22 protein-coding genes are annotated in these 25,448 nt (G+C 63.5%); 7 read left to right on the forward strand and 15 right to left on the reverse strand.

Translation table 11 applies throughout. The features are described 5' to 3' along the window. Window positions 1-114 precede the first annotated feature (114 nt). On the reverse strand, window positions 115-1,476 hold the full coding sequence (locus LOY53_RS25620) for an aspartate aminotransferase family protein (protein WP_258703429.1): 1,362 nt from the start codon (window positions 1,474-1,476) through the stop codon (window positions 115-117). Window positions 1,477-1,524: 48 nt separating this feature from the next. Next, window positions 1,525-2,883, reverse strand: coding sequence for a glutamine synthetase family protein (locus LOY53_RS25625; protein ID WP_027592252.1), 1,359 nt, complete (start codon window positions 2,881-2,883; stop codon window positions 1,525-1,527). Between the two features lie 574 nt (window positions 2,884-3,457). Between LOY53_RS25625 and LOY53_RS25630 the strand changes: the two genes are divergently transcribed. Next, a complete protein-coding gene (locus LOY53_RS25630; protein WP_027592251.1) occupies window positions 3,458-4,834 on the forward strand; it encodes a glutamine synthetase family protein in 1,377 nt (458 codons plus the stop codon). 151 nt (window positions 4,835-4,985) lie between these two features. Here LOY53_RS25630 and argA read toward each other — a convergent pair whose 3' ends face one another. Together argA and argE are read right to left on the reverse strand one after the other, a co-directional pair. Further along, window positions 4,986-6,284: an amino-acid N-acetyltransferase gene (gene argA, locus LOY53_RS25635; RefSeq protein ID WP_085272200.1), complete on the reverse strand. Its 1,299-nt coding sequence runs from the start codon at window positions 6,282-6,284 to the stop codon at window positions 4,986-4,988. Window positions 6,285-6,408: 124 nt separating this feature from the next. Beyond that, window positions 6,409-7,551 (reverse strand): acetylornithine deacetylase, encoded by a 1,143-nt coding sequence (argE, locus tag LOY53_RS25640; protein ID WP_238210240.1) that lies wholly within the window; start codon window positions 7,549-7,551, stop codon window positions 6,409-6,411. A gap of 114 nt (window positions 7,552-7,665) precedes the next feature. Here argE and LOY53_RS25645 point away from each other — a divergent pair, with 114 nt between their 5' ends. After that, window positions 7,666-9,042 (forward strand): inorganic triphosphatase, encoded by a 1,377-nt coding sequence (locus LOY53_RS25645; protein ID WP_027592248.1) that lies wholly within the window; start codon window positions 7,666-7,668, stop codon window positions 9,040-9,042. Window positions 9,043-9,159: 117 nt separating this feature from the next. Here the strand turns inward: LOY53_RS25645 and LOY53_RS25650 are convergent, their stop codons facing one another. Then, window positions 9,160-9,630 (reverse strand): Lrp/AsnC family transcriptional regulator, encoded by a 471-nt coding sequence (locus LOY53_RS25650; protein ID WP_252826186.1) that lies wholly within the window; start codon window positions 9,628-9,630, stop codon window positions 9,160-9,162. A 126-nt stretch (window positions 9,631-9,756) separates the two neighbouring features. Here LOY53_RS25650 and LOY53_RS25655 point away from each other — a divergent pair, with 126 nt between their 5' ends. The 3 genes from LOY53_RS25655 to LOY53_RS25665 all read left to right on the forward strand — a co-directional run bounded on the left by LOY53_RS25655 (window position 9,757) and on the right by LOY53_RS25665 (window position 12,243). After that, window positions 9,757-10,062, forward strand: a complete 306-nt coding sequence (locus tag LOY53_RS25655) for a hypothetical protein (RefSeq protein WP_027592246.1) — start codon at window positions 9,757-9,759, stop codon at window positions 10,060-10,062. A 91-nt stretch (window positions 10,063-10,153) separates the two neighbouring features. Continuing rightward, window positions 10,154-11,839, forward strand: a complete 1,686-nt coding sequence (locus tag LOY53_RS25660) for a GspE/PulE family protein (RefSeq protein ID WP_258703430.1) — start codon at window positions 10,154-10,156, stop codon at window positions 11,837-11,839. An 89-nt stretch (window positions 11,840-11,928) separates the two neighbouring features. Continuing rightward, on the forward strand, window positions 11,929-12,243 hold the full coding sequence (locus LOY53_RS25665; protein WP_027592244.1) for a DUF2388 domain-containing protein: 315 nt from the start codon (window positions 11,929-11,931) through the stop codon (window positions 12,241-12,243). 28 nt (window positions 12,244-12,271) lie between these two features. Here LOY53_RS25665 and gcvP read toward each other — a convergent pair whose 3' ends face one another. The 10 genes from gcvP to LOY53_RS25715 form a co-directional block, all read right to left on the reverse strand. Next, window positions 12,272-15,145: an aminomethyl-transferring glycine dehydrogenase gene (gene gcvP / locus LOY53_RS25670; RefSeq protein ID WP_258703431.1), complete on the reverse strand. Its 2,874-nt coding sequence runs from the start codon at window positions 15,143-15,145 to the stop codon at window positions 12,272-12,274. Window positions 15,146-15,328: 183 nt separating this feature from the next. Next, complete coding sequence (gcvH, locus tag LOY53_RS25675) at window positions 15,329-15,712, reverse strand: glycine cleavage system protein GcvH (RefSeq protein WP_027592242.1); 384 nt, start codon at window positions 15,710-15,712, stop codon at window positions 15,329-15,331. Window positions 15,713-15,763: 51 nt separating this feature from the next. Next, window positions 15,764-16,846, reverse strand: a complete 1,083-nt coding sequence (gene gcvT / locus LOY53_RS25680) for a glycine cleavage system aminomethyltransferase GcvT (protein WP_099455675.1) — start codon at window positions 16,844-16,846, stop codon at window positions 15,764-15,766. 129 nt (window positions 16,847-16,975) lie between these two features. After that, window positions 16,976-18,592 carry an iron ABC transporter permease gene (locus LOY53_RS25685; protein ID WP_258703432.1) on the reverse strand — a complete coding sequence of 539 codons (1,617 nt, stop codon included), beginning with the start codon at window positions 18,590-18,592 and terminating at the stop codon, window positions 16,976-16,978. 146 nt (window positions 18,593-18,738) lie between these two features. Further along, window positions 18,739-19,740 carry an extracellular solute-binding protein gene (locus LOY53_RS25690; RefSeq protein WP_099455677.1) on the reverse strand — a complete coding sequence of 334 codons (1,002 nt, stop codon included), beginning with the start codon at window positions 19,738-19,740 and terminating at the stop codon, window positions 18,739-18,741. Between the two features lie 204 nt (window positions 19,741-19,944). Next, window positions 19,945-21,162: a 2-octaprenyl-3-methyl-6-methoxy-1,4-benzoquinol hydroxylase gene (locus tag LOY53_RS25695; RefSeq protein WP_258704186.1), complete on the reverse strand. Its 1,218-nt coding sequence runs from the start codon at window positions 21,160-21,162 to the stop codon at window positions 19,945-19,947. Window positions 21,163-21,171: 9 nt separating this feature from the next. Further along, a complete protein-coding gene (locus LOY53_RS25700; protein WP_027592237.1) occupies window positions 21,172-21,654 on the reverse strand; it encodes a DUF4442 domain-containing protein in 483 nt (160 codons plus the stop codon). Next, window positions 21,651-22,850, reverse strand: a complete 1,200-nt coding sequence (gene ubiH / locus LOY53_RS25705) for a 2-octaprenyl-6-methoxyphenyl hydroxylase (protein WP_258703433.1) — start codon at window positions 22,848-22,850, stop codon at window positions 21,651-21,653. Before ubiH ends, LOY53_RS25700 begins: the two co-directional genes overlap by 4 nt. Continuing rightward, on the reverse strand, window positions 22,847-24,181 hold the full coding sequence (gene pepP, locus LOY53_RS25710; protein WP_252826192.1) for a Xaa-Pro aminopeptidase: 1,335 nt from the start codon (window positions 24,179-24,181) through the stop codon (window positions 22,847-22,849). Before pepP ends, ubiH begins: the two co-directional genes overlap by 4 nt. Window positions 24,182-24,202: 21 nt before the next feature. Next, on the reverse strand, window positions 24,203-24,757 hold the full coding sequence (locus LOY53_RS25715) for a YecA family protein (protein ID WP_099430753.1): 555 nt from the start codon (window positions 24,755-24,757) through the stop codon (window positions 24,203-24,205). A 181-nt stretch (window positions 24,758-24,938) separates the two neighbouring features. Here LOY53_RS25715 and LOY53_RS25720 point away from each other — a divergent pair, with 181 nt between their 5' ends. Then, window positions 24,939-25,121 (forward strand): TIGR02449 family protein, encoded by a 183-nt coding sequence (locus LOY53_RS25720; protein WP_033693939.1) that lies wholly within the window; start codon window positions 24,939-24,941, stop codon window positions 25,119-25,121. Continuing rightward, on the forward strand, window positions 25,118-25,438 hold the full coding sequence (locus LOY53_RS25725; RefSeq protein ID WP_027592233.1) for a cell division protein ZapA: 321 nt from the start codon (window positions 25,118-25,120) through the stop codon (window positions 25,436-25,438). The genes LOY53_RS25720 and LOY53_RS25725 overlap by 4 nt, the downstream gene beginning before the upstream one ends. Window positions 25,439-25,448 lie beyond the last annotated feature (10 nt).

Here is a 25,448-nt window from a genome sequence, read left to right on the forward strand (position 1 = left end):
GTACACGCGTCGGGCGACTGAAACAGTCGCTAGTCTGGCAAGTTACAAGGCGCTGTTTCAAGGAAAGCAGCCCCTTGTAACCAACTAATGTCACAACGCTAGCCTAGCAGGTGCTCATCTGATCGCTTCGAGGGTCAGGTCGAGGCACTTGCGCGCCTTTTCCACCAGCTCGTCGATCTCTGCATGGCTGATTACCAGCGGTGGCGCGATGATCATGGTGTCACCTACCGCACGCATGATCAGGCCGTTCTCGAAGCAGAAGTTGCGGCAGATCATGCCCACGCCCTTGCCTTCGTAACGGCTGCGGGTAGCTTTGTCCTTGACCAGCTCGATCGCGCCGAGCAGGCCCAGGCCGCGTACCTCGCCCACCAGCGGGTGGTCTTGCAGCTCACGCAAACGCTTTTGCAAATACGGTGCCGCTTCTATACGCGCCTGTTCGACGATTTTTTCGTCGCGCAGAATGCGCAGGTTTTCCAGGCCTACCGCAGCCGCGACCGGGTGCCCTGAATAGGTGAAGCCGTGGTTGAAGTCGCCGCCTTCGCTGATTACCTTGGCCACGGTGTCACGCACGATCACACCACCCATGGGGATGTAACCGGAGGTCAGGCCCTTGGCGATGGTCATCAGGTCTGGCTTGAGGTCGTAATAGTCGGAGCCGAACCACTCGCCGGTACGGCCGAAACCGCAGATCACTTCGTCGGCCACGAACAGGATGTCGTACTTGGCGAGGATCTCCTTGACCTTCGGCCAGTAGGTTTCTGGCGGGATGATCACCCCACCGGCACCCTGGATCGGCTCGGCGATGAAGGCGGCGACGTTGTCTTCGCCGACCTCGAGGATTTTCTTCTCCAGTTGCTCGGCAGCCCACACACCGAATTCGTCCGGGCTCATGTCGCCGCCCTCGCCAAACCAGTACGGCTGCGGGATGTGCACGATGCCCGGAATCGGCAGGCCGCCCTGCTCGTGCATACCGCTCATGCCACCCAGGCACGCACCGGCGAAGGTGGAGCCGTGGTAGCCGTTGATGCGGCCGATGATGGTCTGCTTGTGCGGTTTGCCCTTGAGCGCCCAATAGTGACGGACCATGCGCAGCACAGTGTCGTTGCCTTCGGAGCCGGAGCCGGTGAAGAACACATGGGTCATGCCTTCCGGCGCCACGTCGGTGATGGCTTTGGCCAGTTCCAGCGCAGGCGGGTGGGCGGTCTGGAAGAACAGGTTGTAATACGGCAGCTCGCGCATCTGCTTTTCGGCAGCCTGCACCAGCTCTTCACGGCCGTAACCTACCGCCACGCACCACAGGCCGGCCATGCCGTCGAGGATCTTGTTGCCCTCGCTGTCCCACAAATGCACACCCTGGGCCTTGGTGATGATGCGCGGCCCCTTTTCCTTCAGCTGTTTGTAGTCGCTGAAGGGCGCGAGGTGGTGCTCGCCGCTCAGGTTTTGCCATTCACGGGTTTGCGGGTTTTTGACGCTCATGTGCTTCTCCGTTATCCGACAGCCGCGCTCCTGCGGCACCAGGGTTGATCAGACAGCAAACAGCAGGAACTCACGCTCCCAGGAACTGATGACGCGTTTGAAGTTTTCGTGCTCGGCGCGTTTGGTGGCGACGTAGCCGGTGATGAACTTCTTGCCCAGGTACTGGACCAGCGCACGGCTGATTTCCATGCGTTCCAGGGCGTCTTCGATGGTCAGCGGCAGGCGCAGGTTGCGGCGTTCGTAACCACGGCCCTGCACCGGCGCACTGGCTTCGATGCCTTCGACCATGCCGATGTAGCCGCACAGCAAGCTGGCGGCGATGGCCAGGTAAGGGTTGGCATCGGCGCCCGGCAGGCGGTTTTCGACCCGGCGATTTTGCGGGCCGGCATCCGGTACGCGCAGGCCGACGGTGCGGTTTTCTTCGCCCCACTCGACGTTCACCGGCGCCGAGGTGTCGGGCAGGAAGCGACGGAACGAGTTGACGTTGGGGGCGAACAGCGGCAGCGCTTCGGGGATGAACTTCTGCAGGCCACCAATGTGGTGCAGGAACAGCTCGCTCATGCTGCCGTCTTCGTTGCTGAAGATGTTCTTGCCAGTGACCACATCAACCACGCTCTGGTGCAGGTGCATGGCACTGCCCGGCTCGCCGGTCATGGGCTTGGCCATGAACGTCGCGGCCACGTTGTGCTTGAGCGCGGCCTCGCGCATGGTGCGTTTGAACACCAGGATCTGGTCGGCCAGGTGCAGGGCGTTGCCGTGACGGAAGTTGATTTCCATCTGCGCCGTGCCGTCTTCGTGGATCAGCGTGTCGAGGTCCAGCTGCTGCAGTTCGCACCAGTCATAGACGTCCTCGAACAGCGGGTCGAATTCGTTGGCGGCCTCGATCGAGAACGACTGGCGGCCAGTTTCGGGGCGGCCCGAACGGCCTACCGGAGGCTGCAGCGGAAAGTCCGGGTCTTCGCTGCGCTTGGTCAGGTAGAACTCCATCTCGGGCGCGACGATTGGCTGCCAGCCTTTGTCGGCGTAGAGCTTGAGCACTTTCTTCAAGACGTTGCGCGGCGACAATTCGACCGGGTTGCCCTTCTTGTCGTAGGTGTCGTGGATTACCTGCGCCGTCGGCTCGATGGCCCAGGGCACCAGGAACACGGCGTCTTCGTCGGGGCGGCAGATCATGTCGATGTCGGCCGGGTCGAGCAGTTCGTAATAGATGTCGTCGTCGACGTAGTCACCCGTTACGGTCTGCAGCAGCACGCTCTCGGGCAGGCGCATGCCTTTTTCGGCGATGAACTTGTTGGTCGGCGAAATCTTGCCCCGCGTGATGCCGGTCAGGTCGCTGATCATGCATTCGACTTCAGTGATCTTGTGCTCTTTCAACCAATCGGTGAGCTGGTCGAGGTTGTTACTCATAAATACCTCAGGAGGTAAGGTGGTCCGCGCCTTGATTCTGGATGGAGAAGATTGCTAAAGCAAAAACCCCCACGCAGGAGCACAGTGGATACACTGAAAACAAGCGTGTCCGTAATGAGTTTGAAGGGCAGGAAGGCGAATCGAAGCGTGTGAAGCCGCTACGGGGAATGGTCCGGGTGCGCCAAGCGTCAATTATTGCGGCCAGGGCGGCCACACCGTTGACGGTGCGTGCATGAACGACAGGGGTACCCGATGGCACTGCGCAGGCAGTGCTTTCAGGTCGCGACAAGCGGACCATGTGACCCTCGTATTATTGTGTTCTGGGTTGAATCCGAGCTTAGCCTTGTTCATTTTTTTACACAACACCTCCGTAAAAAATAAAACACGGCACGCTTGAGATAGCCCTTCACGCGGGAAATAGCGGATAATGGTTCGCCCCGATATGCAGCAAATCTGCCGTAGATGTGCCATTTCAGGGCATCATGGGGTTGGCTTGACATCAGTAGGGCTTTTCGATTGACTGGTCTTGCAAGCCCCCCTTGATTGATATTTTTAACAACAAAGGTGTTGCATCATGTCGGTACCCCCGCGTGCCGTTCAGCTTAACGAAGCGAACGCGTTCCTTAAGGAACATCCTGAGGTTCTCTACGTTGACCTTCTGATTGCAGATATGAATGGTGTGGTGCGCGGCAAGCGCATAGAGCGCACCAGCCTCCACAAGGTTTACGAGAAAGGCATCAACCTGCCGGCCTCCCTCTTCGCCCTGGATATCAACGGTTCCACCGTCGAAAGTACCGGCCTTGGCCTGGACATCGGCGACGCCGACCGCATCTGCTATCCCATCCCCGATACGCTGTGCAACGAGCCGTGGCAGAAACGCCCAACCGCACAGCTGCTCATGACCATGCACGAGATCGAAGGCGAGCCGTTCTTCGCCGACCCTCGTGAAGTGTTGCGTCAGGTTGTCAGCAAGTTCGACGACATGGGCCTGACCATCTGCGCCGCGTTCGAGCTGGAGTTCTACCTGATCGACCAGGAGAACGTGAATGGCCGCCCGCAACCGCCGCGCTCGCCGATCTCGGGCAAGCGCCCACAGTCGACCCAGGTGTACCTGATCGACGACCTCGACGAATACGCCGACTGCCTGCAGGACATCCTCGAAGGTGCCAAAGAGCAGGGTATTCCGGCCGACGCCATCGTCAAGGAAAGCGCCCCGGCGCAGTTCGAAGTCAACCTGCACCACGTCCCAGACCCGCTCAAGGCTTGTGACTACGCGGTGCTGCTCAAGCGTTTGATCAAGAACATCGCCTACGACCATGAAATGGACACCACCTTCATGGCCAAGCCCTACCCGGGCCAGGCAGGCAACGGCCTGCACGTTCACATCTCCGTGCTGGACAAAGATGGCAACAACATCTTCACCAGCGAGGATCCCGAGCAGAACGCCGCGCTACGTCACGCTGTCGGCGGTGTGCTCGAGACCCTGCCCGCGTCCATGGCGTTCCTCTGCCCGAACGTCAACTCGTACCGTCGTTTTGGCGCACAGTTCTATGTGCCGAATGCACCGAGCTGGGGCCTGGACAACCGCACCGTCGCGCTGCGCGTGCCGACCGGTTCTGCAGACGCCGTGCGCATCGAGCACCGGGTCGCCGGCGCCGATGCCAACCCGTACTTGATGATGGCGGCCGTGCTGGCCGGCGTGCACCACGGCCTGACCAACAAGATCGAGCCGGGCACGCCGATCGAAGGCAACTCGTACGAGCAGCTGGAGCAGAGCCTGCCGAACAACCTGCGCGATGCCCTGCGCGAGCTGGACGACAGCGAGATCCTCAACAAGTACATCGATCCGAAGTACATCGACATCTTCGTCGCGTGCAAGGAAAGCGAGCTGGAGGAGTTCGAGCACTCGATCTCCGACCTCGAGTACAACTGGTATCTGCATACCGTGTAATTGAAAACGCCGCCCATCAGGGCGGCGTTTTTCTGAGACCGGTGTCGCCTGCTTCGCGGGGCAAGCCCGCTCCCACAAATCCTACGCAAGGCTCAGGCCTAGTGAGATTCCTGTGGGAGCGGGCTTGCCCCGCGCAGAAGCCGGTACAGGCTTACAAGGACTTCTCGAAAATCTTGGAGTTGCGCTGGTAGTTGTACAGCGAAGCCCGCGCCGCCGGCAGCCGCTCCACGCCACTGGGCGCAAAGCCCCGCTCACGGAACCAGTGCGCGGTTCGCGTAGTTAGCACGAACAACGTATTCAGCCCCATCTGCCGCGCACGGCTCTCGATGCGCTCCAGCAACTCATCGCCCCGCCCGCCATGCCGGTACTCCGGGTTCACCGCCAGGCACGCCAGCTCCCCCGCCTCGGAATCGGCAATGGGGTACAGCGCTGCGCACGCGATGATCATGCCCTCGCGCTCGACCACACTGAACTGCTCGATTTCCCGCTCCAGCACCTCGCGCGAACGGCGCACCAGGATGCCCTGCTCTTCCAGCGGGCTGATCAGCTCCAACAGGCCGCCCACATCCTCGATGGTCGCCTCACGCACGACTTCGAACTGCTCCTGCGACACCAGCGTGCCGCCGCCACCGCGGGTGAACAGCTCGGTCAGCAGCGCGCCGTCTTCGGCATAACTGACGATATGGCTACGCGCCACGCCGCCCTTGCAGGCCTCGGCGGCAGCATCCAGCAATTCGCCCTGGTAGTCACTGCCCAGGCGCAGCAAATGTGGCGCAACCTGCTGTGGCCGCAGCTCACGCACCAGCTTGCCCTGCTCATCCAGCAGGCCCGGTTCGGCGCCGAACAACAGCAACTTGTCGGCACCCAGCTCGATGGCCGCGCGGGTGGCCACGTCTTCGCAAGCCAGGTTGAAAATTTCGCCTGTGGGCGAGTAACCCAGCGGCGACAGCAATACGATGGAACGCTCGTCGAGCAGGCGGCTGATGCCTTTGCGATCGACCCGGCGCACTTCGCCGGTGTGGTGGTAGTCCACACCCTCGAGCACACCGATCGGCCGCGCCGTGACCAGGTTGCCGGACGCCACGCGCAGGCGCGAGCCCTGCATCGGCGAGGCGGCGATGTCCATCGACAGGCGTGCTTCGATGGCCAGGCGCAGGGCACCCACGGCATCGATCACGCACTCCAGGGTCGCCGCATCGGTGATGCGCATGCCACGGTGGTAGTGCGGGGTCAGGCCACGGTCGGCCAGGCGGCTCTCGATCTGTGGGCGCGAGCCATGCACCAGCACCAGCCGCACGCCCAGGCTGTGCAGCAGCACCAAGTCGTGGACGATGTTGCCGAAATTAGGGTGGTCCACCCCATCGCCAGGGAGCATGACTACAAACGTGCAGTCGCGATGGGCATTGATGTACGGGGAAGCATGACGCAGCCAGTTGACGTAATCGGGCATGACAGGGCCTGTGGATAAGTGGACGGAGAACGGCGATACAGGGGGCGTTCAAGATCATCGTCGGAACAGGCTTGCGGTCACGCGCGGTCTCCTCTAGGCAGGAACGAATAAGCTCAATGGACGTTTAGTGCAGGCAATAGTGCCGGATCAAGTCACGCAATAGACGCACGGTAGGCTCGATTCGTGACATTTCCAGGTACTCGCCGGGCTGATGGGCACAGGCGATGTCGCCAGGGCCCAGCACGATGGTCTGGCAGCCCAGCTGCTGAAGATAAGGCGCTTCGGTGCCAAACGCTACCGCTTCGGCGCGGTGACCGGTCAGGCGTTCGGCCACCTGCACCAGCTCGGCGTCCGCAGCCTGCTCGAAGGCGGGCACTTCCGGGAACAGCGGGGCATAGTCGATGCGCACCTCGAACCGCTCCGCCACCGGCGCCAGCTTCTGGCGAATCGCTGCCCGCAGTTGCTCGACATCCATCCCCGGCAACGGCCGCAGGTCGAATTCCAGCGCGCATTGGCCGCAGATACGGTTGGGGTTGTCGCCGCCATGGATGCAGCCGAAGTTCATCGTCGGTGTAGGCACCGTGAACTGTGGGTTGCGGTAGGTTTGCTGCCATTCGCCGCGCAACTGCATCAGTTCGCCCATCGCGGCGTGCATGGCTTCCAGGGCGCTGCGCCCGAGGGACGGGTCCGACGAATGGCCGCTGCGCCCGAGGATGTCGATGCGGTCCATGAGGATGCCCTTGTGCATGCGGATCGGCCGCAGGCCCGTGGGCTCGCCGATCACCGCGGCGCGGCCCAGCGGCTGGCCGGCCTCGGCCAGGGCCCGGGCGCCGGACATGGAGCTTTCTTCGTCGCAGGTGGCGAGAATCAGCAGCGGCTGCTTGAAGTCATGCTCCAGCAACGGCACCACCGCCTCGATGACCAGGGCGAAAAAGCCCTTCATGTCGCAGCTGCCCAAGCCAACCCAACGGCCATCGACCTCGGTCAGCTTCAGCGGATCGCTCGACCACAGTTGCTCGTCGTAGGGCACGGTATCACTGTGGCCTGCCAGCACCAGGCCACCCGGGCCGGTGCCACGGCTGGCCAGCAGGTTGAACTTGCCGGGGCTGACCTGCTGGATGTCGCACGTGAAACCCAGGTCACCCAACCAGCCGGCCAGCAGGTCGATGACCTGACGGTTGGACTGATCCAGCGCAGGCTGGGTACAACTGACCGAAGGTGCGGCGATCAAAGCGGCGAACTGGTCTTTCAGCGTCGGCAACGGCATGCCTGTACTCCTCGGAAGCGTTGCCCATCATAGGACCATCTGCCGTCTGGAATAAACCGTTGACGGCCGACTCCTGTAGACTCTCTGCCAACGAGCCCCTCCTTCGAGCCTGCGATGCACAAAGAAACCGAACTCAAGCTCCGCGCCAGCCGCGAGACCCTTGCCGCCCTGCGTGAGCACCCCCTGCTGAAAAAGCGCAACAAGTCCGGTTGGCAGACCCGTGAACTGCTCAACCAGTACTTCGACACCCCGGAGCGCGAGCTTTCCGCCGCCCGTGTCGCCCTGCGCCTGCGCCGCGATGGTGATGCAATCATCCAGACCTTGAAGTGCCGCGGGCAAAGCGTGGCCGGGCTGTCCGAGCGCAACGAGTACGAGTGGCACCTGGACAAGGTCAAGCTCGACCTGAAAAAGCTCGACGGCACCTGCTGGCCCGAGCAGTTGGCTGCGCTCGACAAGAAAACCATCAAGCCGCTGTTCACCACCGACTTCAGCCGTGAATACGCCGAAATCGCCTGGGGCCGTGGCAAGAGCAAGGTCGTGATCGAGGCCGCGCTGGACCAGGGCTTCGTGATCGCCGGCAAGCGCAAGGAAGAAATCTGCGAGTTGGAGCTCGAGCTGCGCGAAGGCGCACCTGAAGCCCTGCTGGAACTGGCCGCCGAGCTCGCCGCCAGCCTGCCGCTGATGCCTTGCGACATCAGCAAGGCCGAGCGTGGCTACCGCCTGCTGGAGCCCGAAAGCTACGAGCTGGGCCTGCCGCAGACCGAGCTGGACGCCGAAATGGCCCTGGACGATGCCTTCGCCGCCCTCGCCTGGCAGTTGCTCGGCAGCAGCCAGCGCCTGGCCGAGCAATATCGCCACAATGGCCACTGGCGCCTGCTGCAGGACTGGGTGCAGTCCCTGGCCGAGCTGCGCGCACTGGTCGCCAGCTTGGGCCAGGCCGCACCGCGCGCCACCACCCGCGAGCTGCGCGCCAGCCTCGACGCGCTGCTGGAAGACTGGCGCCCACTGGTGCAGGCCGGCAACGATGACGAAGACATCCGCCGCGCTGCGCCTGAACAATTTGCCGAAGAACTCGAAGACGTGCGTTGGGGCCAGTTCTCGCTGGAAACCTCGCGCTGGCTGCTGGCCCGTGGCTGGACCGTCGAGCGCAAAGGCCGTGGCGAACGCCAGGGCAAGGCGCAGCTGGCCAGCTGGATGGCGCACCTGCTGGGTGAAGAAGGCCGTTCGCTGAAACTGCCGCTGTACACCCAGCGCCCGGAAGACCTGGCCGAACAGCTGCCGCGCATCGAACAGCTGCTCGCCTGGCTGCACCATGCCCGCCAGGTGCTCGAAGCACCGCAGATGGACCGCCTGTACGGCGACCTGAAAAAGCTGCACGAGCTGGCTGAACTGCCGCTGTCCGAAACGCCCGACGAGCTGCTTGAAGCCCGTATCGAGCAAGCCCGTGCGGTTGATCAGAGCCGCGGCTGGAAGTACCTGCTCAAGGCTTGATCAGCGTCGCTAGCCCTGTAGGAGCAGCCTTGCGCTGCGAAGAGGCCCGTTTGCCACAGATTTTTTCTGGCCAAACCGGCCCCTTCGCAGCGCAAGGCTGCTCCTACAGGCAGTGTCCTATCTCGACAGTGGCAGGCTGGTGGTGGATTTGATCTCCGAAAGCGCCACGATCGAATTGACCTCCTGAATCCCCGGCACATTCGACAGTTTTTCGAAGAAAAACTGCTCATACGCCTCAATGTCCGAGGTAACGATACGCAGCAGGAAGTCCACCGAGCCCATCAACACGTAGCACTCCAGCACCTCCGGGAAACCTCGGATCGCCTCGGTGAATTCGGTGAAATTGGAGCGACCGTGCGCGTTGAGCTTCACCTCTGCAAAAATCTGCGTGTTCAGGCCGATCTTCTTGCGGTCGAGCAACGTCACCTGCCCGCGAATCACCCCCTCCTCCTTCAGCCGCTGGATGCGCCGCCAGCAAGGCGACTGCGAAAGCCCCACACGCTCGGCGATCTGTGCGCTGGACAGCGAAGCGTCCTCCTGCAGCAATTCGAGGATGCGCCGATCATAGGCGTCCAGTTCGCTTTGCATGAATAATTCTCCAAGTCATGATAATGCGAATAGAACAATCTGCCATACCGGCTAATTGATCGAATCATAGCGAAAAAATACCCGCCCCAACGTGCAAGAATTTCTCCCACATTTGCGGAGACCAGCATGAACGCACTGCCACGTACCGACGCCTGGGCCGCCAGCAACGCCCACAGCACCGTGCACTACCGCCTGCAGGCCGAAGCCGAGCCCGACAGCTTGTGCCGGGTGCTCAACCTGTTTGCCCTGCAGTTTCTGACCCCGCACCACGTGCAGGTCAGCCAACAGGATGACTGGCTCGCCATCGAGATCGGCATTGGCGGGCTGAGCTGGCACCGGGCCGAGGTGATTGCGCAAAAATTGCGCAACTTGGTGTGTGTGGGCGACGTAAGCCTGATGAACCTGGCGCGCGTGGAGCTGGCGGTGGTGTGACACCGCAAGATCCAGAAACCCTTTGCCCGCCGTAAGCGCACCCCACCCGGCTAGCCTTCAACAGGACTTCCCTCCTGGCAAGGACGCCGCCATGCATACTCCCGACAACCAAGCCCTCGACCTCAAGCGCCTGCTCCAGGCCTTGCTCAACGACCGGCACCTGGACGCCAGCGACACCCTGTTGGTACTGGAACAGGCCGCGTCACGGCCGACCTGCCACCCCCTGGAGCTCATCGCCGCCCCCGGCCTTGAAGACCGCAAGCACCCCGGCCAGCCTCTGGACCTGGACCGCCTCTGCCAATGGCTGGCTGACAAGATCGGCCAGCCGTTCCTGCGCATCGACCCCATGCAACTCGACATGGCCCAGGTCAGCGGGCTGATCTCCCCCGCTTTCGCCCAGCGCCATGGCATTCTCGTCGTCGCCGCCGACCCTTCCGGCGTCACCGTGGCCAGCGCGCAGCCCTATCAGGATGACTGGCAAGCGGACCTGGCCAGGAGCCTGGGCAGGCCCATCCGCCGCGTGCTGGCCAGCCCGCTGCAGATCCGCCAGTTGGGGCAGTCGTTCTTCCGCCTGGCTCAATCGGTACAGGGCGCGCAGCACCAGCAGTCAGCCAGCCTGGGCGAGCTCGAACACCTGCTGGAGCTGGGCAAACGCCAGGCCGAAGCCAGCGCCGATGATGCTCACATCGTGCACATCGTCGACTGGCTGCTGCAGTACGCCATCGAGCAACGCGCCAGCGATATCCACCTCGAGCCCCGCCGCGAAAAAGGGCAGCTGCGCTACCGCATCGACGGCCTGCTGCACACCGTCTACGCCTTCCCCGCTGGCGTCACCCTGGCGCTGGTCAGCCGCCTCAAACACCTCGGGCGCATGGATGTGGCAGAGAAACGCCGGCCACAGGACGGCCGGTTGCAAAGCCGCCTTGCCGGCGGCGGCGAAGTGGAATTGCGCCTGTCGACCTTGCCGACGCCCTTTGGCGAAAAACTGGTGCTGCGCCTGTTCGACCCGCAACAGCTGCATGAAGACTTCGACCGCCTGGGCCTGGAGGGGCAGCAACTGGAACAATGGCGCGCGCTGCTGGGCCAACGCCAGGGCATCATCTTGGTGACAGGCCCCACGGGTTCAGGCAAGACCAGCACGCTCTACGCCAGCCTCAAGCTGCTGGCCACCCCGCAAGTCAACCTGTGCACCATCGAAGACCCCATCGAGCGGCTGGAGCCGGCCTTCAACCAACTGCAAGTCCAGCCAGCACTGGGCCTGTGCTTCGCCGACGGCGTGCGGGCGATGCTGCGCCAGGACCCGGACATCATCATGATCGGCGAGATCCGCGACCGGGAAACCGCGCTGGTAGCTGTGCAGGCAGCCCTCACCGGGCACCTGGTGCTGTCAACCCTGCACACCAACGATGCCTGCGGCGCGATCACCCGCCTGCAGGAACTGGGCGTGGCTGATTACCTGATCAAGGCAACGCTGATCGGGGTCATGGCGCAGCGCCTGATTCGCACCTTGTGCGGCGATTGCCAGGGTTGTGCCTCGGCCGCCAGCGGCCAGCCTTGCCGCACCTGTCGCGGCACGGGTTTTCAGGGCCGTACCGGCTTGTTCGAGCTGTTGATACCCAGCGAAAGCCTGCGCACGCAGATAGGCCAACACACCGACCTGGCGCAGTTGCGACGCCAGGCGCTGACCGAAGGCTTGGTAGACCTGCGCCGCTGCGGGGAGGCAAAAGTGGCCCGGGGCCTGACCGCTACAGAAGAAGTGCTAAGGGTCTGCTCCTGAGCAAAAAACCCTTGTATTCAAGGAACTTGCACCCCCTCGGCAGGATCAAACCGCGCATCTTCAACCCTCACCCTTCGAGGTGTTTCAACATGCGTCTCAAAACCGCCATCGCGACCGCTGCCTTGCTTTCGCTGCCAATGGGCTCCGCCATGGCCGATACCTTCTGGCGTAACGTGATTTCTTCCGGTGCAACCACGGCGTCGACCTACCTGACGTCGAAGGATCACAAACTGGTAATGGCCGCGCAGGATGACGCCGGCAGCTTCGTGGCCAGTGAAGGCGCAATCCGCGGGCCGTTCCTGGAATCGGCGATGCGCCAGGTGCGCGCTGAAAACCCAGGGATGCAGGCCAGCGACATGGAACTGGCCAATGCCATTCTGGCCAAGAACGCTGTAGCCGAATAAGTTTTTTGGGGGGGCAGCCCCCCAAAAATCAGCGATAAGCCTCCACCGGCACACACGCGCAGAACAAGTTCCTGTCCCCATACACATTGTCGACCCGGTTCACCGCTGGCCAATACTTGTGCTTGCGTACGTGAGCGCTGGGGGCGATGCCTTGCTCCAGGCTGTACGGCCTGTTCCACGGTGCCAACACGTCAGCCAAGGTATGCGGCGCATGCTTGAGCGGGTTGTCTTCGGCTGGCCAGGTGCCTTCCTGCACCTGGGCAATTTCTGCGCGGATCGCCAGCATTGCTTCTACGAAACGGTCCAGCTCGGCTTTCGACTCACTCTCGGTCGGCTCGACCATCAGCGTGCCCGGTACCGGGAATGACATGGTCGGGGCATGGAAGCCGTAGTCCATCAAACGCTTGGCCACGTCTTCCTCGCTGATGCTGGTCTGCGCCTTGAGCGGCCGCAGATCGAGAATGCATTCGTGGGCCACGCGCTGGTTACGCCCGCGGTAAAGCACCGGGAAAGCCCCGCCAAGTTGGCTGGCCAGGTAATTGGCCGAGAGGATCGCCACCTCACTGGCATCGGCCAGTTGCGGGCCCATCATGGCGATATACATCCAGCTGATCGGCAAAATGCTCGCGCTGCCCCAAGGCGCGGCGCTCACCGCGCTGTTGTTCGGGTCCAAACCCGGCACCGGCACCACCGGGTGGCTGGCGACAAAGGGCTTGAGGTGGGCGCGGATACCGATCGGGCCCATGCCGGGGCCGCCGCCCCCGTGGGGGATGCAGAAGGTCTTGTGCAGGTTCATGTGCGACACATCGGCGCCGATGTCGGCTGGGCGCGTCAGGCCGACCTGGGCATTGAGGTTGGCACCGTCCATGTACACCTGGCCACCGTGTTGGTGCACCACGTCGCAGATTTCGCGGATACCCTCTTCATACACCCCGTGGGTCGAGGGGTAGGTGACCATCAGGCACGACAGCCGATCCCCGGCCGCTTGCGCCTTGGCCTTGAGGTCCGTGAGGTCGACGTTGCCGTCGTCGTCGCAATCGACGATCACCACCTCCATGCCGGCCATCTGCGCCGAGGCGGGGTTGGTGCCGTGGGCCGAGGACGGAATCAGGCACAAGGTACGCTGAGGCTGGTGGCGGCTGCGGTGGTAGCGGGTGATGGCCATAAGGCCGGCGTATTCGCCCTGCGCGCCGGAGTTGGGCTGCATGCAGATGGCGTCGAAGCCGGTGATGGCGCATAACCAGCTTTCCAGCTCGTCGATCATCGCCTTGTAGCCCACTGCCTGGGCAGCCGGGGCGAACGGGTGCAGCTGGGCGAAGGCTGGCCAGGTGATGGGGATCATCTCGCTGGTGGCGTTGAGTTTCATGGTGCACGAGCCCAGCGGGATCATTGACTGGTTCAGCGCCAGGTCCTTGTTTTCCAGCTGCTTGAGGTAGCGCAGCATCTCGGTTTCGCTGTGGTGCAGGTTGAAGACCGGGTGCGCGAGGATCGGCGTGCGCCGCACCAGCCCTGCCGGGATGCCTTCTGGCAGCGCCAACTGGTCGAGTGCGGCAATGTCCAGGCCGTGATCGACGCCGAGGAAAATGTCCAACAGGCGCAACACGGTCTGTTCGTTGCAGGTTTCGTCCAGGCTCACGCCCAGGTGCCCGCGCCCGAGGATGCGCAGGTTGATACGCGCGTGCTCGGCACTTTCGATGATCGCCGCCTGCGCGCCGCCCACCTCCAGCGTCAAGGTGTCGAAGAAATGCTGGTTGAGCCGCTTGATGCCCTTGGCCTCCAGGCCGGCCGCCAGAATGAAGGTCAGCCGGTGCACCCGCTGGGCGATGCGCTGCAAGCCTTCTGGGCCATGGTAGACGGCGTAGAAGCCGGCGATGTTGGCCAGCAACACCTGGGCCGTGCAGATGTTGGAGTTGGCCTTCTCGCGGCGGATGTGCTGCTCGCGGGTCTGCAGGGCCATGCGCAGCGCGGTGTTGCCACGGGCATCGCGCGACACACCGATGATGCGCCCCGGCATGGCCCGCTTGAAGTCGTCGCGGCAGGCGAAATAGGCGGCATGAGGGCCGCCGTAGCCCATGGGGACGCCAAAGCGCTGGGTCGAGCCCAACACCACATCGGCGCCCAGCTCGCCGGGTGGCGCCAGCACCACCAGGCTGAGCAGGTCGGCGGCGACGCAGGCCAAGGCATGCTGGCTGTGCAGGTGATCGATCAGCGGGCGCAGGTCGCGTACCTCGCCGTGGGTGTCCGGGTACTGCAGCAAGGCGCCGAATACCGCGTGCTTGGCCAGGTTATCCACAGAATCGACGATCAGTTCGAAGCCAAACCCTTCGGCGCGGGTTTTCAGCACCGAGAGGGTTTGCGGGTGGCAGTGCTCGTCGGCGAAAAAGGCGTTGCTCTTGTTGCGCGCCACGCGTTTGGCCAAAGCCATGGCCTCGGCAGCGGCGGTGGCCTCATCGAGTAGCGAGGCATTGGCCAGGGTGAGGCCGGTGAGGTCGATGACCATCTGCTGGAAATTCAACAACGCTTCCAGCCGGCCTTGGGCGATTTCGGGTTGGTAAGGCGTGTAGGCGGTGTACCAGCCAGGGTTTTCCAGCACGTTACGCAGGATGACGGTCGGCGTGACGGTGCCGTGGTAGCCCATGCCGATGAGGCTGGTCCAGACCTGGTTCTGCTCGGCATAACCGGCGAGCTTGGCCAATGCGGCCTGTTCGTCCAGCGCCGGCGGCAGGTCGAGGGGGCGATTGAGGCGGATCCCCGGCGGGACCGTCTGCTCGATCAGCTCGCCGCGGCTGGCAACACCCAACGCGCTGAGCATGGCCTGCTGCTCCGAGGCATCGGGGCCCAGGTGGCGACGCAGGAAAGGGTTGAGCTCTTGCAGTTGATGCAGGGACGGCGACTGGGACATGACGACGCTCTCTTCCTAGACCAGGCCTCATGGAGACTTATAAGTCTAGGAAGGATTGCCGATTGTGCGGGGAAACTTGCTTGCAGGCCCGGCCTCTTCGCGGGTAAACCCGCTCCTACAGGGGTATCAGCTGCAGTGCAGTACCTGTGGGAGCGGCTTTAGCCGCAAAGAAGGCGACACGTTTTACTCGCCGATAGCAGCCTGATAACCCGCAGCATCCAGCAGCTTGTCCAGCTCAGCCTTGTCGCTTGGCTTGAGCTTGAAGATCCAGGCACCGTAAGGCTCTTCGTTGAGCAGCTCAGGGCTGTCGGCCAGTGCTTCGTTGACCGCGATCACTTCGCCACCGATCGGTGCGTAGATGTCGGAAGCAGCCTTGACCGATTCGACCACGCCAGCCGCGTCGCCTTGGGCGAACACCTTGCCGACTTCCGCCAGTTCGACGAACACGACGTCACCCAGGGCTTCCTGTGCGTGGTCGCTGATGCCAACGGTCACTGTGCCGTCGCTTTCCAGGCGTGCCCACTCGTGGCTTTCGGCAAAACGCAGTTCGGCGGGGATATTGCTCATGTCTTGAATTCCTCGATTGGCTCAGCGGTCGGCCCGCCGGTTAAAAATTATTCAAATCAGGATTTTGCCGTGGCGCACGAAGGTCGGTTTGACCACCCGCACCGGGTACCACTTGCCGCGAATCTCGACCTCGGCGCGGTCGCCGGTAGCCATGGGTAAACGCGCCAGGGCAATAGACTTGCTCAGCGTAGGAGAGAAACTACCACTGGTGATCTCCCCTTCGCCAATGCCGGCAACGCGAACCACCTGATGGGCACGCAAAACGCCGCGTTCTTCCAGCACCAGGCCAACCAGTTTTTCCTTCACACCTTGCTCGATTTCCGCCAGCAGGCCCGCGCGACCGATGAACTCGCGCTCAGCCGGCTCCCAGGCGATGCTCCAGCCCAGGTTGGAGGTGAGTGGGGTGTGGGTTTCGTCGATGTCCTGGCCATACAGGTTCATGCCGGCTTCCAGGCGCAGGGTGTCACGGGCGCCCAGGCCACTGGGGGCGATGCCGGCGCCGACCAGGTCGTTGTAGAAGGTAACGGCCTCGTGGCCTGGCAGGATGATCTCCAGGCCGTCTTCACCGGTATAACCGGTGCGGGCAATGAACCAGTCGCCGTCAGCGATGCCTTCGAACGGGCGCAGCGCGCGAATCAGCGCGGCGCGCGAGGCGCTGAGCAAGGCGGCGACCTTGTCACGCGCCTGCGGGCCTTGGATGGCAAGAATGGCCAGGTCCGGGCGCACCTCGAAATCGACCGAGAACCCGCTTTGCTGGGCCTTGAGCCAAGCCAGCACCTTGGCGCGGGTAGCGGCGTTGGTGACCAGGCGGTAGCCGGCTTCGGTGCGATAGGCGATGAGGTCATCGATGACCCCGCCCTCTTCGTTGAGCAGTGGGCTGTACAGCGCCTTGCCGACACTGTCGAGGCGGGCAACATCGTTGGCCAGCAAATGCTGCAACCAAGCGGTAGCATCACGGCCATTGATGTCGATCACGGTCATATGGGAAACATCGAAGACCCCGCAGTCACTGCGCACCTGATGGTGCTCCTCGACTTGCGAGCCATAGTGCAGGGGCATGTCCCAACCGCCAAAATCGACCGTCTTGGCGCCGAGCGCCAGGTGCAGGTCATACAAAAGCGTGCGCTGTCCCATGGGTTTCTCCTTCCGGGCGTGGCGAAGCGGCGGCGGTCGATGACGTTTGGTCGTCAGCTCTTCTTGTAGGACCCGCCGCGCGAATGCCGCGCATTGTAGCCGCATGGGCGCGGGCTGGCATCCTTACTGTCAGTGACCGGGGCGCCGAGCTGAGCGGCGAATCAGCCCGATGACCGGCAGCAAGCCCACCAGCACCAGGGTCAAGGCAGGCAGCGAGGCCCGCGCCCACTCGCCCTCGCTGGTCATCTCGAACACCCGTACCGCCAAGGTGTCCCAGCCGAACGGGCGCATCAGCAGGGTGGCCGGCATTTCCTTCAACACATCGACGAATACCAGCAGGGCAGCACTCAGGGCACCGGGCACCAGCAACGGCAGATACACCTTGAAAAACAATGCCACGCCGCCGACGCCCAAACTGCGCGAGGCCTCCGGCAATGAGGGCCGGATACGCTCCAGGCTGCTTTCCAGCGGCCCATAGGCCACGGCGATGAAGCGCACCAGGTAGGCCAGCAGCAAGGCCGCGAGGCTGCCCAGCAACAAGGGTTTGCCAGCGCCGCCCAGCCACGTCGAAATCGGCACCACCAGCTGGTTATCGAGGTAACTGAAGGCCAGCATGATCGACACGGCCAGCACCGAGCCTGGCAAGGCATAACCAAGGTTGGCCAGGCCGACCCCGGCGCGAATGCCGCCGGTCGGCGCCTGGCGCCGGGCGAAGGCCAGCAGCAGCGCCACGCTCACCGTGATCAATGCGGCCATGCCACCCAGGTACAAGGTGTGCAGCACCAGGCCGACATAACGCTCGTCCAGGTCATGCCGCCCGCGCTGCCAGCACCACACCAGCAGTTGCAGCAGCGGTATGACGAAGGCACAGGCGAACACCAGCAGGCACCAGCCGCTGGCCAGCAGCGCCTTGGCCCCACGCAGGTGATAGAGCGCCTTGCCGCGCGCGCGCTCATTACCCGTGCGGCTCGCGCCGCGGGCACGGCGCTCGCCGTACAGCACCAGCATCACCGCCAACAGCAGCAGGCTGGCCAACTGGGCCGCGCTGGACAGGCTGAAGAAGCCGTACCAGGTCTTGTAGATGGCGGTGGTGAAGGTGTCGAAATTGAACACGGCCACCGCACCGAAGTCGGCCAGGGTTTCCATCAATGCGAGGGCGATACCGGCACCGATCGCCGGCCGCGCCATAGGCAGTGCGACGCGCCAGAACGCCTGCAGCGGTGACAGCCCCAGTACCCGGGCCGCCTCCATCAGCCCCCTGCCCTGCGCCAGGAAGGCTGTGCGCGCCAGCAGGTAGACATAGGGGTAGAACACCAGCACCAGCACGATGATCACCCCGCCCGTGGAGCGTACGCGCGGCAGGCGCATTGGCCCGAACACGTCGCGCAGGGCGCTTTGCACCGGGCCGGCAAAATCCAGCAGGCCGACGAAAACGAATGCCAGCACGTAGGCGGGGATGGCGAACGGCAGCATCAGCGCCCAGTCCAGCCAGCGCCGGCCAGGGAATTCGCAGAGGCTGGTGAGCCAGGCCAGGCTGACCCCCAATACGGTCACGCCGATGCCTACGCCTACTACCAGGGTCAGGGTGTTGCCGAGCAGGCGGCTCATCTGGGTGTCGAGCAGGTGTGACCAGATCTGCAGGTCGATCGACTGCCATGACAGCAGCAGGACGCTCAGGGGCAACAGCACCAGGGCGGCGACCAGGGCGACCGGGAGGTACCAGCGACGTTGGGGGGTGTGGGGCAAGTTCAGAACTCTCGATTGCGATTGCGACCGCTGCGCGGTCGTTCGCGGGCAAGCCCGCTCCCACAGGGTTTACACACGCTTCAGTGGAAAACCTGTGGGAGCGGGCTTGCCCGCGAAAGGGCCCTTGCAGGCCCCGGAAGGATAACTTAGTTCCAGCCAGCCCGATCCATCAAGCGAATCGCTTCGGCCTGGCGCTTGCCTGCGATTTCGACCGGAATGCTGTCAGCCTTGAAGCTGCCCCAAGCGGCTACCTCGTCCGATGGCTTGACCTTCGGGTTGGCCGGGAACTCCTGGTTGATGTCGGCGAACAGCTTCTGCGCGTCCTCGCCCGTCATCCATTCCACCAGCTTTTTCGCAGCCTCAGGGTGCGGTGCATGCTTGGTCAGGCCGATACCCGACAGGTTGACGTGCACACCGCGGTCACCTTGGTTGGGCCAGAAGATCTTGACCGGCAACGTGGGGTTTTGTTTGTGCAAGCGCCCGTAGTAGTAAGTGTTGACCACGCCCACGTCGCACTGGCCAGCTTCGATGGCCTGGATCACGGCGTTGTCATCGGAGAACACGTCGGTGGACAGGTTATTGACCCAACCTTTGACGATGGCTTCGGTTTTGGCCTCGCCGTGGTTCTCGATCAAGGTGGCGGTCAGCGACTGGTTGTAAACCTTCTTCGCAGTGCGCAGGCACAGACGCCCTTCCCACTGCTTGTCGGCCAGGGCTTCGTAGGTGCTCAACTGCTCCGGTTTGACCCGGTCGGTGGAGTAGATGATGGTGCGCGCGCGCAGGCTCAGGCCGGTCCAGTCATGGGACGAGGCCCGGTATTGCGGCGGGATGTTCTGGTCGATGATGTCCGATTTGATCGGTTGCAGGATGCCCATCTGCTCGGCCTGCCAGAGGTTGCCGGCATCGACGGTCAGCAGCAGGTCGGCCACACCGTTCTCGCCCTCGGCCTTGATGCGTTGCATCAACGGGGCTTCCTTGTCGGTGATGAACTTGACCTTGACCCCGGTCTTGGCGGTGTAGGCGTCGAACACCGGCTTGATCAGCTCATCGATGCGCGAGGAGTACACCACCACTTCTTCCGCTGCCTGGGCAGTGCCGCCGAACAACGTCAGGGCCAGGGCGGCCAGTAGGGGCTTGCGTGGCAACATGAAATGCACTCCTCGGATCGTATGAGAGGCGCAAATGGTAGTGAATCCCATTTTGTCCCTCACCCTCGGAGCCGTTACCGGATGTTGCAGCCCGCGCAAGCGCCTCCTGTAGGAGCAGCCTTGTGCTGCGAAGAAGCCACAACGGTGCTCGTCATACCGGCCCTTTCGCAGCGCAAGGCTGCTCCTACAGAGGCCGTGCTAACGTCAGGGCTTGGCCAATTCTGGCAGGTCTCCGCTCAACCCCAACGCTTGGCGCACGAACAATGCCTTGGCCTCCGGCATCTGCTCCACCAGCTTCAAGCCACTGTTACGCAACCAGCGCAACGGCAGCGGATTGGCCTGGAACAGCCGCTCGAACCCTTCCATGGCGGCCATCAGCCCCAAGTTGTGCGGCATGCGCCGGCGCTCATAGCGGCTCAGCACCTTTACATCCGCCAGCCGTTCGCCGCGCTCGCTGGCATTCACCAGCACCTCGGCCAGCACGGCGGCATCAAGGAACCCCAGGTTGACGCCCTGCCCGGCCAACGGGTGAATGGTGTGCGCGGCATCGCCGATCAACGCCAGGCCCTCAGCCACATAGCGCTTGGCATGGCGCTGACGCAGCGGCACGCACACGCGTGGGTCGGCCTGCAGCACCTCGCCCAGGCGCCCCTCGAAGGCCCGCTCCAGAGCCTTGAGGAAGTCCGGCTCGTCCAGCGCCATCAGTTGCTCGGCATGCTCTGGCGTGGTCGACCACACAATCGAGCACCAGTCCTGCTGGCCCTCACGTGTCAGCGGCAGGAACGCCAGCGGGCCCTCGTCGGTAAAGCGTTGCCAGGCCGTAGCCTGGTGCCCGGCGCTGCAACGTACGCTGGTGACGATGGCGTGGTGCAGGTAATCCCACTCACGGGTTTCGCAGCCGGTCAAGCGGCGTACCGCCGAGTTGGCGCCATCCGCCGCCACCACCAACGGCGCCCGCAGTTGGCGGCCGTCGGCCAGGGTCAGCAGCCACTCGTCACCGGAGCGGCGCAGTTGCTCGAGCCGCGCGTTGGGCAGCAGGCCGATGTCGCTGTCATGCAGACGCTCCAGCAAGCCATCCTGCACCACCCGGTTTTCGACAATGTGGCCGAGCACCTGGGCATGCACGCTGGCCGCCGAGAAGTGGATCTGGCCCGTACCGCTGCCATCCCAGACGTGCATGTCGGTATACGGCGTGGCCCGTCGCCGGGCGATGCCATCCCAGGCGCCTAGGCGCTCCAGAATGCGCTGGCTGGCCGCCGACAATGCACTGACGCGCGGCTCGAACGGCGCTTCGGTATCGAAGGGTTTTACCGACAGCGGGCTGCCGTCGAGCAGGAGAATGTCCAAGCCACTGTGGCGCAATGCCAGGGCCAGGGCGCTGCCGACCATACCGGCACCGACAATCAACAGATCTGCGCGCATTTCCATGCCTTACGCCTGCCTCGCTTGCGGCTTGAGCCGCACGTATAGGGTTTTATCGACCCGCGCCACCAGTTCGCCGGCGCCGTCGCGGATGTCCACCTGCAGCCGCGGCAGGCACTTCTTGCCGGTGGCGGTTTGCTGGCGAATGTCGTCGAGCAGGGCGTCATCGAGGTGGAACTCGGCGTACACGGGGCCTTTGCCCGGCGAGATGAAATCGATGCTCGCCGCCTTGTCCCAGACGATGTACTCGCGCCCCAACTGCTCGATCAGCAGCAGCATGTAGAACGGGTCGACCATCGAATAGAGGCTGCCGCCGAACTGGGTACCGACGTAGTTGCGGTTCCAGCGGGTGAGCTTCATGCGGACCTTGACGCTGCGCATGTCCGGGCTGATGTGCTGCACGCGGATACCGGCGCCCAGATACGGCGGGTAAAGGTTCAGCAACCAGCGCAACATGCGGGCCCGGCGCGCCAGTCTGCGCGGATTGCTCATGCCTGGCCCCGCGGATCGGGGCGCGTACCCAGGCCCATGGCCTGGCGGGCAAACCAGCTTTTTGCCGGCGGCAGCAGGTCGAGCCCGAGCAGGCCAATGTTGCGCCCGGCAGCCAGCAACGGCTGGTTGCTGCCGAACAGGCGGGTGACCTGGTCGGAGAAGCCGATGGTCAGCGCCTGGTCCAGGCGCTGACGCTGATGATAGGACCGCAAGGTGCCAAGGTCACCGGGCTGCTGAGGGCCCGCCAGCAGTGCTTGTGCAAGCACCTGGACGTCACGCAGCGACAGGTTGAAGCCCTGGCCGGCAATGGGGTGCAGGCTGTGCGCAGCGTTGCCCAGCACCACCAGGTGCGGGCGTACCTGTTCTTCGGCCTCGACCAAAGCCAGCGGGTAGAGATGCCTTGCCCCCACTTGGCGCAAAGCCCCAAGACGATAGCCGAAGGCGTCCTGCAGCTCGCGCAGGAAGCTGCGTTCATCAATTTCGGCCAGGCGCTGAGCGTCCATGCCCTGACGGGTCCAGACCAGCGCGCAGCGGTTTTCAGGTAGTGGCAGCAGGGCCATCGGGCCGGTTTCGGTGAACCGCTCGAACGCCTGGCCGCGGTGGGCTTCGCCAGGCGTGATGTTGGCGATCAGGGCGCTTTGCTCATAGGGCGTGCGGCGCACATGAATACCCAGTTGCTCACGCAGGCCTGAGCGGCCGCCATCGGCCAGCACGGCCAAGTCGCATTCCAGGCTGGTGTCGTCATCCAGCTGCAGGCGATAACCGCCTTCGATGGCGTGCATCGCCCTCACTTCGGCGGGGCAACGCCAGCTCACCACCTCAGGGTCCAACCCCTGCCACAGGCACTGCCCGAGCCAGGCGTTTTCCACCACGAAACCCAGCGCTGGCACGCCTTCTTCGTGGGCATCGAGGCGCGTGGCACCGAACCGGCCACGGTCGGATACCTGAATCTGCAAGATAGGCTCGGCGCGCTGGCTGATGGCCTGCCACAGCCCCAACTGCTGGTAGATCTGTTGCGTGCCATACGACAACGCCGACGAACGCGCGTCATAGCTGGGCTGGAAACTGTGGCCGGGTGCGAACGGCTCGATCAGCAGGATCTTCCAGCCCCGCGCCTTGGCCCCGGCTTGCAGGGCCAACGCCAGGCTCGCGCCGACCAGGCCGCCACCGATGATCGCCAAGTGGACCCGGTTCATGCCGCGTCCTTGCGCGCAGCCTGCATCAGCGCCTCGATCTCGGCGACTGTGCGGGGTACACCCGACGTCAGAATTTCACAGCCCTGCCTGGTCACTACCACGTCGTCCTCGATCCTTACGCCGATGCCGCGCCACTTCTTGGCCACCGCCTGGTTGTCGGCGGCGATGTAGATGCCCGGTTCGACGGTCAGCGCCATGCCGGGCTCCAGCACGCGCCACTGGCCGCCCACTTTGTATTCGCCCACATCGTGCACATCCATGCCCAGCCAGTGCCCGGCGCGGTGCATATAGAACGCGCGGTAGGCTTCGCTTTCGATCAGCCCCTGCACATCGCCCTTGAGCAACCCCAGTTCCACCAGGCCCTCGGTGATGACCTGCACGGTCGCCTCGTGGGCGTGGTTCCAGTGCTTGCCGGGGGCGATTTCGGCGAAGGCTGCGGCCTGGGCCTTCAGCACCAGCTCGTAGATGGCCTTCTGCTCGGGCGAAAAACGCCCGCTGACCGGGAACGTACGGGTGATGTCGCTGGCATAGCAGTCGATTTCGCAGCCCGCGTCGATCAACACCAGGTCGCCGTCCTTGAGCGGGGCGTCATTCTGCTGATAGTGCAGGATGCAGCCATTGCGCCCGGCCGCGACGATCGAGCCATAGGCCGGCATTTTCGCGCCGCCTTTGCGGAACTCGTAATCCAGCTCGGCTTCCAGGCTGTACTCATACAGCCCGGCCCGGCAGGCCTGCATGGCACGCACGTGGGCACGGGCGGAAATGTCTGCGGCAACGCGCATCACCTTCACTTCTGCCGCCGATTTATACAGGCGCATGTCGTGCAGCAGATGATCCAGCGCAACGAACTCGTTCGGCGGCTGGGCACCCAGGCGAGCCTTGGAGCGGATCACGTTGATCCAGTCCATCAGCCGGCGATCGAATTCGGGGTTGCTGCCCATGGCGCTGTACACCCGTTCCCGGCCCTCGATCAGGCCGGGCAAAATCTCGTCGATGTCGGTGATCGGGAAGGCATCGTCGGCGCCAAAATCACGCACCGCACCTTCTTGGCCGGCGCGCAGCCCTTCCCATTGCTCGCGCTCAGGGTTGCGCTCGCGGCAGAACAGCACGTACTCGCCATGTTCACGGCCCGGGATCAGCGCAATCACCGCCTCGGGCTCGGGAAAGCCGCTGAGGTACTGGAAATCGCTGTCCTGGCGGTACACGTGCTCGACGTCGCGGTTGCGAATGGCAACGGCGGCGGCGGGCAGGATGGCGATGCTGTTGGGGACCATCTGCGCCATCAGCGCCTTGCGCCGACGGGCATACTCGGCCTTGGGAATGTGGCTCATGGGCAGACTACCCCCGGTTGATCAGTGCAACGATGGCTTGGACGCAGGTGCGGCCGGCTTGGCCAGCTCGGAGAACAGCAGCAGCGGCGCGACGCGCAGGTACTCCATGACTTCCATGTAGTCGCTCTCGCCGTCTTCGGACTCTTCGAGGGCTTCTTGTACCTGGGAGATTGCCACCAGGTCCTGCAGCACGTCTTTGGCTTCGGTGGACAGGTCCTTGCCACCGGCGTTCAGGCCAAAGCCCGTGATGAAGCCTTGGCACCACTGGCCCAGCGCCGCAGCACGGTCAGCCAGCGCGGCATCATCGGTCGGCAGCAGCAGGACGATGGCCATGTCATCGCTGGTGAGCTCGCCCTTGACCATCTCTTGCAAGCCGATCAGGGCATTGCGGACGGTGTCACCGGGTTCGTTTTCCAGCAGTTGGGCGGCGTCGGCCAGCCAGGCGTCGGCATCGAAGCCGGCACCGGCGCAGCTGCGCCCGACCAGCAAGCCGTGCAGCTCGGCAGGAGTGACAGGGTGGCCGTTGCTGGCAAGCAGCATGGCGAAGGCAATGTAGGGCGATTGGGTATTGGGCATGGGCAACTAGGCGCCAGACGGCGCAATGACTAGAATGGAGACCTTGTATCCTAGCACCGGCAGGCGCGCCAAGACCATCGGCACTGGCCGTCGCGGCCCGGGGAGAGGCATCATCGCCAGGTGACTCAACGACGGAGCGATTCGAGTGCAACCCACGCAAGAGAACGACCTGCAAGCGCTGATGAGCCGATTCGAGTTGCTGATCGAACGTGTCGAGCAACTAAAACGGCAAAATGCACTCCTAGTAGCTCAGGAAAAATCCTGGCGCGAAGAGCGCGCCCACCTCATCGAAAAGAACGAGATCGCAAGGCGCAAGGTCGAGTCGATGATTTTACGCCTCAAAGCTCTGGAGCAAGACTCATGAGTTCAAGCAATAGCGTCACCGTGCAGATCCTCGACAAGGAATACTCGATCATCTGCCCGCCGGAAGAGCGCAACAACCTGGTCAGCGCCGCGCGCTACCTGGACGGCAAGATGCGCGAGATCCGCAGCAGCGGCAAGGTGATCGGCGCCGACCGCATCGCGGTCATGGCTGCGTTGAACATTACCCACGAGATGCTGCACCGCCAGGAAGACCGTAGCGCTGCCCCGGTCGCTGGCACCAACCGCGAACAGGTGCGCGACCTGTTGGATCGGGTCGATAAGGCTTTGTCCGACGACACGGATACCAAAATCGGCTGAGATTGGTATA

Origin of the sequence: Pseudomonas sp. B21-031 (genome assembly GCF_024748985.1) — a bacterium.
Lineage (GTDB): Bacteria > Pseudomonadota > Gammaproteobacteria > Pseudomonadales > Pseudomonadaceae > Aquipseudomonas > Aquipseudomonas kermanshahensis.